Consider the following 14,964-nt stretch of genomic DNA (forward strand, 5'->3'; position numbering starts at 1 on the left):
CGCGCGGCGGCCGGGTCGCTGCCCGTCGCCGTAGATGGTATGGGCCTACGGTGCGGGGGATCCCCCTGTCGCCCGCGGAGGTTTCCCCCTGTGCCCACGCCGCCCCGCTCCCGGCAGTCCCCCTCCGGCCGTCCCCGGCCTAACGCCCGGTACCGGACCAAACGGTCGGTCGAGCGACCCCGCTGGGGCATGCGGGTGGCGACCACACTCTCGGTCCTCGTGCTGGGGGCGGCCGGCATCGGTCATGCGGTGGTGACCAGCGTGGACACCGGCATCGGCCGGGTGGACGCCTTCAAGGACATGAAGAACCGGCCCGACGCGGGCGAAGGCATGAACCTCCTGATCGTGGGCACCGACGGCCGCGACAAGATCACGAAGACGGAGAAGCGCAAGTACCGGCTGGGCGGCGCGCCCTGCCGCTGCACCGACACGATCATGCTGGTGCACATCTCGCGGGACCGGGAACGCGCCAGCGTGGTGAGCCTGCCGCGGGACAGTTACACCGAGATCCCCGAGCACACCGACAAGGCCACCGGCAAGCGCCGCTCGAAGCACTCGACGAAACTCAACGCGGCGTATTCCGAGGGCGGGCCGAGCCTGACCGTGCGGACCGTCGAGCGCATGACCAAGGTGAAGATCGACCACTATCTGGAGGTGGACTTCACCAGCTTCATGAAGACGGTGGACGCGCTGGGCGGCGTGGAGATCTGCACGGTCCGGCGGATGAAGGACAGTTACACGGGTCTGAATCTCGCTGCCGGCACCCACAAGCTGGACGGCGGGCAGGCGCTGCAGTACGTGCGCTCGCGCCATATCGACGGGGCGGCCGACCTGGGCCGGATGCAGCGTCAGCAGCGCTTCCTCGCGGCCCTCATCCACCAGGCGACCAGCAGCGGCGCGCTGCTGAACCCGGCGAAGCTCCGCGAGGTGTCCTCGACGATGCTCGGCTCCGTACGGGCCGACAAGGGTTTCGGCGCCGAGCAGATGCTCGCCCTGGGCGAGGCCATGCGCGGCTTCACCGCGGCCTCGTCGGAGTTCACGTCCGTGCCGCTCGACGGCACCAGCCGCTCCGTCAAGGGCATCGGCTCGACGGTGAAGTGGGACGTGGCGAAGTCGAAGAAGCTGTTCCAGGCGCTGCGCGATGACAAGCCGCTCGCTCAGCACCGCACGAAGAAGCCGAAGGCGACGCTGGTCGATGTGTCGCCGCGCCAGATCCGGGTGCAGGTCTACAACGGGACGCTCGCCGACGGCCTGGGCAGAGAGGTCGACCAAGCGCTGCGCGGCACCGGCTTCAACACGACCCGCGCCCCGCTGAACCGCAGCGGCAGCGAGGTGCGCCGCAGCTATGTGACGTACGACCCACGCTGGGACCGCTCGGCGAAGTCGCTGGCGGCGGCGCTGCCGGGGTGCGAGCTACGGGCAGTGAAGGGGCAGGGGCGGACGATGAAGGTGACGGCGGGGACGGATTACAAGGGGGTGACGCGGGTGCGCGCGGAGGAGCCCCGTCAGGGCGAGTTCGCCGCGATCACCGGCGACGAGGTGGTCTGCCCATAGCTGAGGCCGGCGAGGCCCCGGATCCCGCGCCGCGCCCCCGACGCCCCAGTCGTGCATGCCCTCAGTCCTGCATGCCCTCCGCGGCGCGCTTCTCGCGGAGCTCCTTGATCGCGCGGCGCCGGGCGAGCCGGTGGGTACGCCGGATCTGCGCCTCCTGGTAGCGCCGCTTGTCCCGCTCGCTCTCGGGTATCACCGGGGGTACGCGCCGGGGCTTGCCGTCCCCGTCGACGGCGGCGAAGACGAGGTAGGCGCTGCCGACCTGGGTCGCCGGGGTCGATTCGTTCCAGCGCTCGGCCAGGACCCGTACGCCGACCTCCATCGAGGACCGGCCCGTCCAGTTCACCTGGGCCTTCACATGCACCAGATCACCGACCCTGACCGGCTCCAGGAAGACCATCTCGTCCATGGAGGCGGTGACCGCGGGACCGCCGGAGTGGCGGCCCGCGACCGCGCCGGCCGCGTCGTCCACCAGCTTCATGATCACGCCGCCGTGCACCGTGCCGAGGAGATTGGTGTCACTGCCGGTCATGATGTGGCTGAGGGTGGTTCGGGACGCCGCGGTGGGCTTGCCCGGAATCTCTGCCTCCGGGCGCTGGGCCTGATCTGTCATGCCCTCCACCATATGCGCGGGCTCTGCGGCGGTCGCATTGCATCAGCTTCGCAACAGCCCCGCCCCTATCCCCCACCCACCCTGTCAGCGGCCGGGGCCTGCCCTGCACACTGGTCCGCATGAATGACTGGCCCGATGGATGGTCCGACGACCGCGGCAACAACAACGCAGCCGGCTACGGCCGCGGCAGCGGCGGCGCTCAGCCCGAGGGCGCGCGAGTGATGCGCCATGTGCAGCGCCCGGCCGCACCCCCGCGGGGCGCGGTTCCTCCGCAGTCGCGAGGCTACGACGAAGGCTATGACCAGCAGGGGTACGACAGCGGCTACAACACCGGCCATGTCTACGGCGGCCCCGGCGGCCCTGGCGGCGGCAGCGGCGGCCCGCCGTACGGCCAGCAGCCCTACGGCGGCCGGTCCGCCCCCAACTGGCGCCGCCGCCTCAAGGTCGGTTCGCTGACCCTGGTCGTCGTACTGCTCGCCGTCTCCATCGGCACGTACTTCTGGGCCGACTCCAAGCTCAAGCGCGAGGTCGACCTCTCCAAGGTCATCGAGCGCCCGGGCGAGGGCGAGGGCACGAACTACCTGATCGTCGGCTCGGACAGCCGCGAGGGCATGTCTGCCGAGGAGAAGAAGAAGCTCCACACGGGCTCGGCCGACGGCAAGCGGACCGACTCGATGATGATCCTGCACGAAGGCTCGAACGGCCCGACGATGATCTCGCTGCCGCGCGACTCCGACGTGGAGATACCGTCCTTCAAGGGCTCGCAGTCCGGCAAGCTCTTCCCGGCCGAGGGCCGGCGGGTGAAGCTGAACGCGGCGTACGCGGAGGACGGCCCTGAGCTGCTGGTCCGCACGGTCGAGCACAACACGGGCCTGCGCATCGACCACTACGTCGAGATCGGCTTCGCGGGCTTCGCGAACATCGTGGACGCCATCGGCGGCGTGGAGATCGACATCCCGAAGTCGTTCAAGGACAAGAAGTCGGGCGCCGACTTCCAGGCGGGCAAGCAGACGCTGAACGGCGAGCAGTCGCTGGCGTTCGTGCGGACGCGGTACGCCTTCGCGGGCAGCGACCTGGACCGTACGAAGAACCAGCAGAAGTTCCTCGCGGCCCTGGCGAGCCAGACGGCGACGCCGGGCACGATCCTCAACCCGTTCAAGCTCTACCCGACGATGGGCGCGGGCCTGGACACCCTGATCGTCGACAAGGACATGTCCCTGTGGTCGCTGGGCAAGATGTTCTTCGCGATGAAGGGCGTCACAGGCGGCGACGGCAAGTCCATGAACATGCCGATCTCGGGCAGCAGGAACGGGAATCTGGTCTGGGACAAGGCGAAGGTGAAGCAGCTGGTGCAGCAGCTGAAGAACGACGAGAAGGTCACGGTCACCTCGGACCGCTGAGGCGGGACGCGAAGGGGCCCGCACCGGAAACGTCCGGTGCGGGCCCCTTTCGTATGCCTTCTTACGGCAGGTTGCGGGCCATGACGATCCGCTGGACCTGGTTGGTGCCCTCGTAGATCTGCGTGATCTTGGCGTCGCGCATCATGCGCTCGACCGGGTAGTCACGGGTGTAGCCGTAGCCGCCGAGCAGCTGGACGGCGTCCGTGGTGATCTCCATGGCGGCGTCGGAGGCGTAGCACTTGGCTGCCGCGCCGAAGAAGGTCAGGTCGCTGTCGACCCGCTCGGACTTGGCGGCCGCGGCGTAGGTGAGCTGGCGGGCGGCCTCCAGCTTCATCGCCATGTCGGCCAGCATGAACTGGATGCCCTGGAAGTCGGCGATCGGCTTGCCGAACTGCTTGCGCTCCTGGACGTAGCCCTTGGCGTAGTCGAGGGCGCCCTGGGCGATGCCGAGGGCCTGGGCCGCGATCGTGATGCGGGTGTGGTCCAGGGTCTTCATGGCGGTGGCGAAGCCGGTGCCCTCCTCACCGATCATGCGGTCGGCGGGGATGCGGACGTTGTCGAGGTAGACCTCGCGGGTCGGGGAGCCCTTGATGCCGAGCTTCCTCTCCGGTGCGCCGAAGGAGACGCCCTCGTCGGACTTCTCGACGACGAAGGCGCTGATGCCCTTGGAGCGCTTCGACGGGTCGGTGACGGCCATCACGGTGTAGTACTCGGAGACGCCGGCGTTGGTGATCCAGCGCTTCACGCCGTTGAGTATGTAATGGTCGCCGTCGCGCACGGCCTTGGTCTTCATGCCTGCCGCGTCCGAGCCGGCGTCCGGCTCGGAGAGGCAGTACGAGAACATCCCGTCGCCCGCGGCGAGCGGGCCCAGGTACCTCTTCTTGAGGACGTCGGAGCCGGAGAGGATCACCGGGAGCGAGCCGAGCTTGTTCACGGCCGGGATCAGCGAGGACGAGGCGCAGACGCGCGCGACCTCTTCGATGACGATCACGGTCGCGAGCGCGTCGGCGCCCGCGCCGCCGTAGGACTCGGGGACGTGGACCGCGTGCAGGTCGGCGGAGACCAGGGCGTCGAGGGCCTCCTGCGGGAAGCGGGCCTGCTCGTCGACCTCTGCGGCGAACGGAGCGATCTTTGCCTCGGCGAGCGAGCGGATGGCGTCGCGGAGCATGTCGTGCTCTTCGGACGGGCGGTACAGGTCAAATGCCGAGTTACCGGTCGATCCGGCCAATGTCACTCACTCCCCAAGAAGCTAACTACCGTTAAGTAACCTAATTTTAGAGGGCTGCCGCAGCCAGGCATACGTGACCTTGGCGACAACGGTCGCGACAGGGGGAAACGTGCCCCGCGGAGGCACGGCTATGCTCGGGCTCGCATTCCGCGCCCGCACTTCCCTGGAGCACCGCATGGCCCTCAAGATCACCGTGATCGGCACCGGATATCTCGGCGCCACGCACGCCGCGGCCATGGCGGAGCTGGGCTTCGAGGTCCTCGGCCTCGATGTCGTGCCCGAGAAGATCGAGATGCTGTCGGCCGGCAAGGTTCCTATGTACGAGCCTGGGCTGGAGGAACTGCTCGCCAGGCATGTCGCGGGGATCGAGGGATCGAGCGGGCGGCTGCGCTTCACGACCTCCTGGGAGGAGATCGGGGAGTTCGGCGACGTTCACTTCGTGTGCGTGAACACCCCCCAGAAGCACGGGGAGTACGCCTGCGACATGTCGTACGTCGACTCCGCCTTCGAGTCCCTGGCACCGGTACTGACGCGGACCGCGCTCGTCGTCGGCAAGTCGACCGTCCCGGTCGGGTCGGCGGAGCGGCTGGCCGCGCTGCTCGCCGAGAAGGCGCCGGGGGACGTGGAGCTGGCCTGGAACCCGGAGTTCCTGCGGGAGGGCTTCGCCGTGCAGGACACGCTGCACCCGGACCGGGTCGTGGTGGGCGTCACCAGCGAGCGGGCCGAGAAGCTGCTGCGTGAGGTGTACGCGACGCCGGTCGAGGAGGGGTCGCCGTTCGTGGTGACGGACTACCCGACTGCGGAGCTGGTGAAGACCGCGGCGAATTCCTTCCTGGCGACCAAGATCTCGTTCATCAACGCCATGGCGGAGATCTGCGAGGCCGCGGACGGCGATGTGGTGAAGCTGGCGGAGGCGATCGGGCACGACGAGCGCATCGGGAAGAAGTTCCTGCGGGCGGGCGTCGGCTTCGGGGGCGGCTGTCTGCCCAAGGACATCCGGGCGTTCATGGCGCGGGCGGGTGAGCTGGGCGTCGACCAGGCGCTGACGTTCCTGCGCGAGGTCGACTCGATCAACATGCGGCGGCGCGGGCACATGGTGGAGCTGGCGCGGGACGCGGTAGGCGGCGACTCCTTCCTGGGGAAGCGGGTGGCCGTGCTGGGCGCGACGTTCAAGCCGGACTCGGACGACGTACGGGATTCGCCGGCGCTGAATGTGGCGGGCCAGATCCATCTGCAGGGCGGCCAGGTCACGGTGTACGACCCCAAGGGCATGGAGAACGCGCGGCGGCTCTTCCCGACGCTGGGGTACGCGGAGTCGGCGCTGGACGCGGTGCGGGGCGCGGATGTGGTGCTGCACCTGACGGAGTGGCGCGAGTTCCGCGAGCTGGACCCGGCGGCGCTGGGCGAGGTCGCGTCGAGCCGGATAGTGCTGGACGGCAGGAACGCGCTGGACTGCGGGAAGTGGCGCGAGGCGGGCTGGACCTACCGGGCGATGGGACGCCCGCGGGCCTGAGGTCCCGCGGTTCGCGGCGCGGCGGCGGCTTGTGCTTTCGCCGTGCGCGGCGACGGCCTGAGGCCCTCGGTTTCGCGGCGCGACCGCGGCCTGCGATTTCCCGGTGCGCGGCGGCGGCCTGAGGGTCCGTGGTTCCCGGCGTGGCCGCAGCCTGGGACTTCGCCCTGCGCAGCAGTCTGAGGCCCTCGGTTCGCGGCACGACCGCCGCCTGCGATTTCCCCGTGCGCGGCGACTTCCTGAGGCTCCGCGGTTCCCGGCGCGACCGCGGCTTGTGCTTTCACCCTGCGCGGCGGCGCGGCAGCCCGAGTCCCTCGGATCGCGGCGTGACCGCGGCTTGCGATTTCCCCGTGCGCGGCGACTTCCTGAGGTTCCGTGGTTCCCGCGTGGCCGCAGCCTGCCCTCGGATCCAGGCGCGACCGCGACTTGTGCTTTCCTCGTGTGCGGCGGCCGGCCTGAGGTTCCGTCAGCCTGTCGCCGTGCGGCGGGCGCGGTACGTGCGCATCTTGGCGCGGGCGCCGCACACCGCCATCGAGCACCACCGGCTGCGGCCGGCCGGGCTGCGGTCGTAGTACGCCCAGTGGCAGTCCTCGGCCTCGCACGCCTTGAGGCGCTCCCATGTCCCGTCGGCCGCAGCGGCCGCGATGGCCTCCGCGATACGGGAGACGAGGGGACCGTCCGGACTCGCGGGGCGCAGTGCCGCGGTGCCGTCCTCGGCGACGCTGACGTACAACGGCGCCCCGGCCAGGAGCCGGTCGAGCGCGGCGGGCGAGCGGCCGGGTGACCGGTGCCCCGCGTGCGCGAGGCAGGCGCCGCGCAGGGCCTCGCGGAGCTCCCGCGCGGCGGGGACGTCGCGCTCGGCGAGACCGAAGGCGGCGCGGCCGTCTGCGGTGTCGAGCGAGTCCGCGCCGCTCTCGATGTCCAGCGTGTTCACCAGGGCCTCGACCAGTGCGAGGCCGCCGGGTGCCGGTGCCCTGTCATTCATGGTTGCGACGTTACCTCTGATGAGGGAACATGAGGTAACCGTTACTGGTTGCGGCATTGCACCGGTAACCCCGAACAGAGGAGCAGACCATGGCCATCGCCACGCTGGGGACTGTGGTGCTGGACTGTCCCGACCCTGTCGCGCTCGGCCTCTTCTACGCCGGGCTGCTGGGCGGTGACATCGAGGTCGAAGCCGACGACTGGGTCTCCCTTTCGGGAGTGCCGGGCACCCCGCTGGCGTTCCAGGCGGCGCCGGGCTTCGTACCGCCGAAGTGGCCGGCAGCGGACGCGTCGCAGCAGTTCCACCTGGACCTGACGGTGGACGACCTGGACGCGGCGGAGAAGGGGGCGCTGACGCTGGGCGCGAAGCCGCTGGACGCGGGCGACAGGGACCGGTCCTGGCGGGTGTACGCGGACCCGGCGGGGCATCCGTTCTGCCTCTGCGCGGACTGATCGGGGCCGGCCCGTAAAGCCCCTTATGTGTCCAGGGGCGTCACACGCGTGGTCGACGCGGGCCTGCGGGACTGCATCGCCCTGGCCACGAAATCCGCGTCCCTCACGACCCGGTATACGTTCCCCCAGGTCAGCGCCTCGATGTCCGGTTCGGGCCAGTCGCGGTCCAGGAGTTCGGCGATCAGGCGGGGGAAGCAGGAAACGTCCGCCAGGTCGGGGGCGTGCGGGGCACCCGTGTCGTAGGCGCCGGTGAGGGCCACCGACTCGGGGCCCGCCGCGTCACGGACGTGCTCCAGGTGGTCCGCCGTCTCGCGGAGGGAGCCGGCCGTGCAAGGGACCATGCATAGGCCGGAGTTGGCGCGGAGCTGACGCAATACGTCGTCCGGGACCCGTTCCGGGTGGTGCGAAATGACGACCGGCGCCCGGGCCACCATCAGCGCCCGCAGCATCGTCTCGGGCGTGCAGCCTGAGAGGTCGACGACGACGCCCAGACGGTTCATCTCGCGGACGACCTCGTGGCCGAAGGAGGTCAGGCCGGTGCGCTGCGTCCAGCGGGTGCCCGCGAGGGTCAGGCTGCGGACGCCCAGTGCGTGGTACGCGCGCAGCGTGCTGAGCGAGTCGCCCAGAGCCGGGCCCGCCACCGGGCCGAGCAGCACGGCTATACGGCCGCAGTTGCGCGCGTCGGCGAGGTCGTCGGCGCTCAGCGCCAGGCGCAGGCTCTCGGAACAGCCGGCCACCACCGAGCGGACCAGGTCGAGCTGTTCCATCGTGGCGGTCAGCGCGCGGTCACCGGTGAGCTCGGGCGGCGCGTGCAGGGACCAGAACTGCGCGCCGACGCCGCCGTTCCGCAGCCGGGGCACGTCCGTCTCCAGCGTCCGCTCACCTTGTTCGATGTCGTGCGACGGGGTGTCCCTCAGCGTCCGGGCCAGACCGCTGAGCCCGTCGGCTATCGGGTGCGCGGCAAGCAGTTCCCGTGCCCGCTCCAGGCTCCCGGCGACCGGCTCGGCCGGCTCGGCCGGCTCCTCCGGCTCCCCTGCCACCCCTCTGGGGCGCGCCAGGACGTCGAGGTCGTCGAGGTCACCAAGATTGCTGAGATCGCTGAGATCGCCGAGGTCTCCGCCCGCGGCGCCGACGGTGTGGGGTTCATCCTGCAGATCTGCCATGGCGGGTGCTCCGAGCTTCGAACGACCGTGCCGTAGTGCCACGGTGGCACGGGAGCGCCGAGGCTTCACGGTGGGTGGTGCGTTCGGGGGTACGAGGCCCGGCCCCGTACCCCCGGACCGCACTCAGCCGTCGAGCTGCCCGATCGTCGCGTTCGACGGGCCGCGCCGCGTCTGCAGGTCGCGGGCGACGTCCTCCGCCGCGCGCAGCGTGCGCACCGCGTTCTGCCAGGTGAGCTTCGCCAGGTCGGCCGCCGACCAGCCGCGCCGCAGCAGCTCGGCGATCAGGTTGGGATAGCCCGCGACGTCGTCCAGGCCGGCCGGGGTGAAGGCCGTGCCGTCGAAGTCGCCGCCGATGCCGATGTGGTCGACGCCGGCGACCTCGCGCATATGGTCGAGATGGTCCGCGACCGTCGCGACGGTGGCCACCGGGCGGGGGCGCGCCTCCTCGAAGGCGGCGTGGATCCGCATCGCGTCCGGCGTCGTGTCCAGCTGGTGCAAGCCGTGCGCCCGCATGTTCTCGTCCGCAGCCTGGGTCCAGTCGACGGCCTCGGGGAGGATGAACTTCGGCACGAACGTGGCCATCGCCACGCCGCCGTTCGCGGGCAGCAGCGCCAGCACATCGTCGGGAATGTTGCGTACGTGATCGCAGATCGCGCGGGCCGAGGAGTGCGAGAAGACCACCGGGGCGGCCGATGTGGCGAGCGCGTCGCGCATCGTGGACACGGCCACGTGCGAGAGGTCGACCAGCATGCCGATGCGGTTCATCTCCCGTACGACCTCATGGCCGAAGTCCGAGAGGCCACCGACGCCGGGAGCATCGGTCGCCGAGTCCGCCCACGCGATGTTGTCGTTGTGGGTGAGCGTCATGTAGCGCACGCCCAGTGCGTACAGCGCGCGCAGCGTGGCGAGCGAGCTGTTGATGGAGTGCCCGCCCTCGGCGCCCATGAGGGAGGCGATCCGGCCCTCGCCACGCGCCTTCTCCATGTCGTCCGCCGTCAGTGCGGCGGCCAGGTCGGCCGGATAGCGCTCCAGCAGCTGGCGCACCCCGTCGACCTGCTCCAGGGTCGCGCTGACCGCGTCGTCCCCGGCCATGTCGCTTCGCACATACACGGACCAGAACTGCGCGCCCACCCCGCCGGCGCGCAGCCGCGGGATGTCCGTGTGCAGCCGGCCGGTCTGGTCGGCGGCGATGTCCATGCGGTTCAGGTCGTAGCGGACCTGTTCGCGCAGCGCCCACGGCAGGTCGTTGTGGCCGTCCACGACGGGGTGCTCGGCGAGGAGTTCCCGTGCCCGGCTGAGAAAGTCCATGGCGGTGTTACTTCCCCGAACCGGAGGCCGCCGCGCCTTCGACCTTGGTACGCAGCCGCTTGCCCTTCTCCGTCGCCTGGTCGTTCAGCTCCTGCTGGAACTCCCGCATACGGGCCAGGAGTTCACCGTCGTGCGTGGCCAGGATGCGGGCCGCGAGCAGGCCCGCGTTACGGGCCCCGGCGACCGAGACCGTGGCGACCGGCACGCCCGCCGGCATCTGCACGATGGACAGCAGCGAGTCCATCCCGTCGAGGTACTTCAGCGGTACCGGGACGCCGATCACCGGGAGCGGGGTGACGGAGGCGAGCATCCCCGGCAGATGGGCCGCTCCCCCGGCGCCCGCGATGATCGCCTTGAGGCCGCGGTCCGCGGCCTCCTCTCCGTACGCGATCATTTCGCGCGGCATCCGGTGCGCGGAGACGACATCGACCTCGTAGCGGATCTCGAACTCGTCGAGGGCCTGCGCCGCGGCCTCCATGACGGGCCAGTCGGAGTCCGAGCCCATGACGATGCCCACCAGTGGGTTACTCAACGATCGTCCCTCGCAGATAGCCGGCGGCGTGACGGGCGCGCTCCAGCACCTCGTCCAGGTCGTCGCCGTAAGTGTTGACATGGCCGACCTTGCGACCGGGCTTCACGTCCTTGCCGTACATGTGGATCTTGAGCTGGGGGTCTCGGGCCATGCAGTGCAGATACGCCTGATACATGTCGGGGTAGTCCCCGCCGAGGACGTTCGCCATGACCGTCCAGGTGCCGCGCGGACGCGGGTCGCCGAGCGGGAGGTCGAGCACAGCACGGACATGGTTGGCGAACTGCGAGGTGATCGCGCCGTCCTGGGTCCAGTGGCCGGAGTTGTGCGGACGCATGGCGAGCTCGTTGACCAGAATGCGGCCGTCGGTCGTCTCGAAGAGCTCGACCGCGAGATGGCCGACGACGCCGAGATCCTTCGCGATCCGCAGGGCGAGCTCCTGGGCCTGGCCGGCCAGCTCCGCGTCCAGACCGGGCGCGGGCGCGATCACCGTGTCGCAGACGCCGTCGACCTGCCGGGACTCCACAACGGGGTAGGCGACGGCCTGGCCGTGCGGGGAACGGACGATGTTCGCCGCCAGCTCGCGGGTGAAGTCGACCTTCTCCTCGGCGAGCACGGGCACGCCGGCCTTGAAGGGGGCCTCGGCGTCCTCCTGCGTACGGACGAACCAGACGCCCTTGCCGTCGTAGCCGCCGCGCACCGTCTTGAGGATGACCGGGAAGCCTCCCACCTCATCGGCGAACGCCGACACATCGGCGGGGTCCGCCACGATGCGGTGGCGCGGGCTGGGTGCGCCGAGCTCGTCGAGCTTGGCGCGCATCACCCCTTTGTCCTGCGCGTGCACCAGGGCGTCGGCCCCCGGCCGGACGGGGATGCCGTCCGCCTCCAGGGCCCGCAGGTGCTCGATCGGGACGTGCTCATGATCGAAAGTGATCACGTCGCAGCCCCGCGCGAACTCACGCAGCGTGTCCAGGTCGCGATAGTCGCCGATGACGACATCGCTGACCACCTGGGCCGCGGAGTCCTGCGGGGTGTCACTGAGGAGCTTGAATCTGATGCCGAGGGGGATGCCCGCCTCGTGGGTCATACGGGCGAGCTGGCCGCCGCCGACCATGCCGACTACCGGGAACGTCACCCTCCTAGGGTATCCGCCGCCCCGGGAACGCCCTGCCGCCCCCGGTCGCCGGACCCGGGCGCCGTGCCTTGTCACAGCCTCGCCACACCAGGGCGGGCGCCAGAGGGCGGCAGCGGACGGCGCTGGTTAGCATGGCTCCGTTGACGACACCGACCCGAACGGGGCCAGCGATCACTATGGGTGAACGAAACGCACTGCGCGTGCGGCTCGAGCGGCTCGTTCGCGAGTTCGCGAAGTTCGGCGCAGTGGGTGGCGTGGGACTACTGGTGGACCTGGGTGTCTTCAATCTCGTACGGCATCTCACGGACATCCCTGTCGTCCGGGCGAGCATCGTCGCCACGGTTGTCGCGATCGGCTTCAACTACCTGGGATTCCGCTACTTCACCTACCGGGACCGCGACAAGAGCCGCAGGACCAAGGAACTGTCGCTCTTCTTCCTGTTCAGCCTGGTCGGTCTGGTGATCCAGAGCGGGGTGCTGTACGCCGCGACGTACGGCTTCGGCTGGGACAGTCCGCTGCAGAGCAACATCTTCAAGTTCCTCGGCATCGGCATCGCGACGCTGTTCCGCTTCTGGTCCTACCGCACCTGGGTGTTCCGGGCGCTGCCGGCGCGTGAGGCCGTGCAGACCGCGGAGTCGTTCCTGGGGCAGCGGCAGCCGCAGCCCGACAAGGTCAGCGGCTGACGAAGGCCGCGAGCCCGGTCCGGGGCCGGCCGAGTGCGCGGGTGAGTACCTGACACGGGTGACTACCTGACCGTGGGCGGCTCGTCCTTGCGCAACTGGCCCTTGCGGCTGCGCGCCACTCGGCTCAGGAACAGCGCGAAGACCGGCGGATGCTGCTGGAGCAGCTCAAGACGGCCGCCGTCCGCCTCCGCCAGATCGCGGGCCACCGCCAGCCCGATGCCGGTGGAGTTGCGGCCGCTGATGGTCCGCTCGAAGATCCGCGCGCCGAGGTCGGCCGGTACGCCTGGGCCCTCGTCGGTCACCTCCACCACGGCCTGATTGCCGGCGGCGCGGGTGCGCACGGCCACCGTGCCACCGCCGTGCATCAGCGAGTTCTCGATCAGCGCGGCGAGCACCTGGGCGACGGCGCCCGGGGTGCCGACGGCCCGCATGCCCTGCCGTCCCGAGCCGACAATGGCCCGGCCCACGCTGCGGTAGGCCGGCCGCCACTCCTCCAGCTGCTGCTTGACGACCTCGTCCAGATCGAAGGTGACGGCCGAACCGATGCGCGGGTCCCGGGAGTTGGTGAGCAGCCGCTCCACCACATCGGTGAGCCGCTCCACCTGGGCCAGCGCGATGCTCGCCTCCTCCTTCACCGTCTCCAGGTCGTCGGTGACGGTGATCTCCTCCAGCCGCATGGAGAGCGCGGTCAGCGGCGTACGGAGCTGGTGCGAGGCGTCCGCGGCGAGCCTGCGCTCGGCGGTGAGCATCCGGGCGATGCGCTCGGCGCTGGCGTCGAGGACGTCGGCGACCCGGTCGAGTTCGGGGACGCCGTAGCGCTTGTGGCGGGGGCGCGGGTCGCCGGAGCCGAGGCGTTCGGCGGTCTCGGCTAGGTCGGTGAGCGGGGAGCCGAGGCGGTTGGCCTGGCGTACGGCGAGCAGCACGGCGGCGATGACCGCGAGCAGTGCGACCGCGCCGATGATCAGCAGGCTCCGGCCGACCTCGCGGGTCACGGAGGAGCGGGACTCCTCGACGGTGACGGCCTCGTTGCGCTCGCCCTGCGCCGTACCGCGGATGACGCTGCCGGTGGGGCGCTCGCCGATCTCGATGGGAGCGCGGCCGGGGATCTCGATCAGGGCGTACCGCTTGGCGCCGCTCTGCTCGGCGAGGATGTCGGGATTGACGGGCTCGCCGCCGATGAGCCGGCTGTCGACGATGCTGACGAGGCGCAGGGCCTCGGAGTCCACGCTCTCCTGGGCGCTGCTGCTGATGGTGCGGGTCTCCACGAGCACGAGCGAGACGCCGAAGACGGCGATGACGACCAGCACGACGGCGAGCGTGGAGGTGATCAGACGGCGGCGCAATATGCCCTCCGGGCGGGACGGGATGGTACGAGGGCGTGCGGGCCCCGGCCCGTACCCGTGCTAGCTCTTCTCGAAGCGGAAGCCGACGCCGCGTACCGTCGCGATGTACCGCGGGTTCGCCGCGTCGTCGCCCAGTTTCTTGCGCAGCCACGAGATGTGCATGTCCAGCGTCTTGGTCGACGACCACCAGGTCGTGTCCCAGACCTCGCGCATCAGCTGGTCGCGTGTGACCACCCGGCCCGCGTCCCGGACCAGCACCCGCAGCAGGTCGAACTCCTTTGCCGTGAGCTGCAGCTCCTCGTCGCCCATCCAGGCCCGGTGCGACTCGACGTCGATCCGTACGCCATGGGTGGAGGGTGCCGGGGCCGGCTCGGTGGCGCCTCGCCGGAGCAGGGCCCGCACCCGGGCGAGGAGTTCGGCGAGGCGGAACGGCTTGGTGACGTAGTCGTCCGCGCCGGCGTCCAGGCCGACCACGGTGTCGACCTCGTCCGCGCGGGCGGTCAGCACCAGGATCGGGATGGTGTGGCCTTCGGCGCGCAGCCGCCGGGCGACCTCCAGGCCGTCCATGCCGGGCAGTCCGAGGTCGAGCACCACCAGGTCGACGCCACCGGCGAGTCCGGCGTCGAGCGCGGTCGGACCGTCCTCGCGGACCTCGACCTCGTAGCCCTCCCGACGCAGAGCGCGGGCCAGCGGCTCCGAGATGGAAGCGTCGTCCTCGGCGAGCAGTACACGGGTCATGGGGTGATGGTAGTCCGCACGACATACGCGTCGGTGCGTGATCGTCAAGCCCTGTGGGTGTGGGATGCAATCATGGGTTCGACCTTTGATTCAGGGCAGCTGGTTCCAGGAACGCCTGTGATCCATCTCTCAAGTCCTTCCATATGCCGCACTGTCATGTCGTATGGTGATGAGACGCCTGTAGCACCACACGGGACCTTTGGCCACGCGACATGCGCCGCCAAGGGTCTCTTTGCTGCGCGAGATTGCTTGCCAGTCTCGACGCCGGTGAATGACCTGTGGGCCGGGCCCCGAGCGCGATGGTGCGTGCGGGGCGTGGATCCCGG

The 14,964-nt window shown here is 70.3% G+C and carries 14 protein-coding genes; 5 read left to right on the plus strand and 9 right to left on the minus strand.

Going from position 1 to position 14,964, the window contains the following annotated elements; translation table 11 throughout:
* The first annotated feature begins 189 nt into the window (after window positions 1-189).
* Complete coding sequence (locus J7E87_RS14100) at window positions 190-1,554, plus strand: LCP family protein (RefSeq protein ID WP_251017419.1); 1,365 nt, start codon at window positions 190-192, stop codon at window positions 1,552-1,554.
* Window positions 1,555-1,615: 61 nt separating this feature from the next.
* Here J7E87_RS14100 and J7E87_RS14105 read toward each other — a convergent pair whose 3' ends face one another.
* Complete coding sequence (locus J7E87_RS14105; protein ID WP_215093700.1) at window positions 1,616-2,164, minus strand: acyl-CoA thioesterase; 549 nt, start codon at window positions 2,162-2,164, stop codon at window positions 1,616-1,618.
* Window positions 2,165-2,283: 119 nt separating this feature from the next.
* Here J7E87_RS14105 and J7E87_RS14110 point away from each other — a divergent pair, with 119 nt between their 5' ends.
* A complete protein-coding gene (locus J7E87_RS14110) occupies window positions 2,284-3,564 on the plus strand; it encodes an LCP family protein (protein WP_215093702.1) in 1,281 nt (426 codons plus the stop codon).
* 61 nt (window positions 3,565-3,625) lie between these two features.
* Here the strand turns inward: J7E87_RS14110 and J7E87_RS14115 are convergent, their stop codons facing one another.
* Window positions 3,626-4,792 (minus strand): acyl-CoA dehydrogenase family protein, encoded by a 1,167-nt coding sequence (locus J7E87_RS14115; protein WP_285427332.1) that lies wholly within the window; start codon window positions 4,790-4,792, stop codon window positions 3,626-3,628.
* Between the two features lie 175 nt (window positions 4,793-4,967).
* Here J7E87_RS14115 and J7E87_RS14120 point away from each other — a divergent pair, with 175 nt between their 5' ends.
* Entirely contained in the window at window positions 4,968-6,305 is a 1,338-nt protein-coding gene (locus J7E87_RS14120; RefSeq protein WP_215093875.1) for a UDP-glucose/GDP-mannose dehydrogenase family protein, read from the plus strand.
* A gap of 463 nt (window positions 6,306-6,768) precedes the next feature.
* Here the strand turns inward: J7E87_RS14120 and J7E87_RS14125 are convergent, their stop codons facing one another.
* Window positions 6,769-7,287: a CGNR zinc finger domain-containing protein gene (locus J7E87_RS14125; protein WP_215093706.1), complete on the minus strand. Its 519-nt coding sequence runs from the start codon at window positions 7,285-7,287 to the stop codon at window positions 6,769-6,771.
* Between the two features lie 89 nt (window positions 7,288-7,376).
* On the opposite strand from J7E87_RS14125, the gene J7E87_RS14130 reads away from it, so the two are divergent.
* Window positions 7,377-7,739, plus strand: coding sequence for a VOC family protein (locus J7E87_RS14130; protein ID WP_215093708.1), 363 nt, complete (start codon window positions 7,377-7,379; stop codon window positions 7,737-7,739).
* A gap of 23 nt (window positions 7,740-7,762) precedes the next feature.
* On the opposite strand, the gene J7E87_RS14135 is transcribed toward J7E87_RS14130, so the two are convergent.
* From J7E87_RS14135 to J7E87_RS14150, 4 genes are all read right to left on the minus strand, one after another.
* Window positions 7,763-8,902 carry a membrane dipeptidase gene (locus J7E87_RS14135; RefSeq protein ID WP_215093710.1) on the minus strand — a complete coding sequence of 380 codons (1,140 nt, stop codon included), beginning with the start codon at window positions 8,900-8,902 and terminating at the stop codon, window positions 7,763-7,765.
* Window positions 8,903-9,025: 123 nt separating this feature from the next.
* Window positions 9,026-10,210: a dipeptidase gene (locus tag J7E87_RS14140; protein WP_215093711.1), complete on the minus strand. Its 1,185-nt coding sequence runs from the start codon at window positions 10,208-10,210 to the stop codon at window positions 9,026-9,028.
* A gap of 7 nt (window positions 10,211-10,217) precedes the next feature.
* On the minus strand, window positions 10,218-10,715 hold the full coding sequence (gene purE / locus J7E87_RS14145) for a 5-(carboxyamino)imidazole ribonucleotide mutase (RefSeq protein WP_215093876.1): 498 nt from the start codon (window positions 10,713-10,715) through the stop codon (window positions 10,218-10,220).
* Window positions 10,716-10,734: 19 nt separating this feature from the next.
* On the minus strand, window positions 10,735-11,853 hold the full coding sequence (locus tag J7E87_RS14150) for a 5-(carboxyamino)imidazole ribonucleotide synthase (protein ID WP_251017435.1): 1,119 nt from the start codon (window positions 11,851-11,853) through the stop codon (window positions 10,735-10,737).
* A 197-nt stretch (window positions 11,854-12,050) separates the two neighbouring features.
* On the opposite strand from J7E87_RS14150, the gene J7E87_RS14155 reads away from it, so the two are divergent.
* Window positions 12,051-12,557, plus strand: coding sequence for a GtrA family protein (locus J7E87_RS14155; protein WP_215093713.1), 507 nt, complete (start codon window positions 12,051-12,053; stop codon window positions 12,555-12,557).
* Window positions 12,558-12,619: 62 nt separating this feature from the next.
* Here J7E87_RS14155 and J7E87_RS14160 read toward each other — a convergent pair whose 3' ends face one another.
* Window positions 12,620-13,900: an ATP-binding protein gene (locus J7E87_RS14160; protein ID WP_215093714.1), complete on the minus strand. Its 1,281-nt coding sequence runs from the start codon at window positions 13,898-13,900 to the stop codon at window positions 12,620-12,622.
* A gap of 60 nt (window positions 13,901-13,960) precedes the next feature.
* Window positions 13,961-14,638 (minus strand): response regulator transcription factor, encoded by a 678-nt coding sequence (locus J7E87_RS14165; protein ID WP_215093716.1) that lies wholly within the window; start codon window positions 14,636-14,638, stop codon window positions 13,961-13,963.
* Window positions 14,639-14,964 lie beyond the last annotated feature (326 nt).

Source organism: Streptomyces sp. ISL-1 (assembly GCF_018614585.1).
GTDB classification, from domain to species: domain Bacteria; phylum Actinomycetota; class Actinomycetes; order Streptomycetales; family Streptomycetaceae; genus Streptomyces; species Streptomyces maoxianensis.

What these genes read in the sequence shown, in the direction of transcription:
- J7E87_RS14150 (WP_251017435.1), bottom strand. Translation starts at nt 11,853, where the DNA reads ATGGTCGGCGGCGGCCAGCTCGCCCGTATGACCCACGAGGCGGGCATC.
- J7E87_RS14155 (WP_215093713.1), top strand. Translation starts at nt 12,051, where the DNA reads ATGGGTGAACGAAACGCACTGCGCGTGCGGCTCGAGCGGCTCGTTCGC.
- J7E87_RS14135 (WP_215093710.1), bottom strand. Translation starts at nt 8,902, where the DNA reads ATGGCAGATCTGCAGGATGAACCCCACACCGTCGGCGCCGCGGGCGGA.
- J7E87_RS14120 (WP_215093875.1), top strand. Translation starts at nt 4,968, where the DNA reads ATGGCCCTCAAGATCACCGTGATCGGCACCGGATATCTCGGCGCCACG.
- J7E87_RS14165 (WP_215093716.1), bottom strand. Translation starts at nt 14,638, where the DNA reads ATGACCCGTGTACTGCTCGCCGAGGACGACGCTTCCATCTCGGAGCCG.
- J7E87_RS14140 (WP_215093711.1), bottom strand. Translation starts at nt 10,210, where the DNA reads ATGGACTTTCTCAGCCGGGCACGGGAACTCCTCGCCGAGCACCCCGTC.
- J7E87_RS14130 (WP_215093708.1), top strand. Translation starts at nt 7,377, where the DNA reads ATGGCCATCGCCACGCTGGGGACTGTGGTGCTGGACTGTCCCGACCCT.
- J7E87_RS14110 (WP_215093702.1), top strand. Translation starts at nt 2,284, where the DNA reads ATGAATGACTGGCCCGATGGATGGTCCGACGACCGCGGCAACAACAAC.
- J7E87_RS14100 (WP_251017419.1), top strand. Translation starts at nt 190, where the DNA reads ATGCGGGTGGCGACCACACTCTCGGTCCTCGTGCTGGGGGCGGCCGGC.
- J7E87_RS14105 (WP_215093700.1), bottom strand. Translation starts at nt 2,164, where the DNA reads ATGACAGATCAGGCCCAGCGCCCGGAGGCAGAGATTCCGGGCAAGCCC.
- purE (WP_215093876.1), bottom strand. Translation starts at nt 10,715, where the DNA reads ATGGGCTCGGACTCCGACTGGCCCGTCATGGAGGCCGCGGCGCAGGCC.
- J7E87_RS14125 (WP_215093706.1), bottom strand. Translation starts at nt 7,287, where the DNA reads ATGAATGACAGGGCACCGGCACCCGGCGGCCTCGCACTGGTCGAGGCC.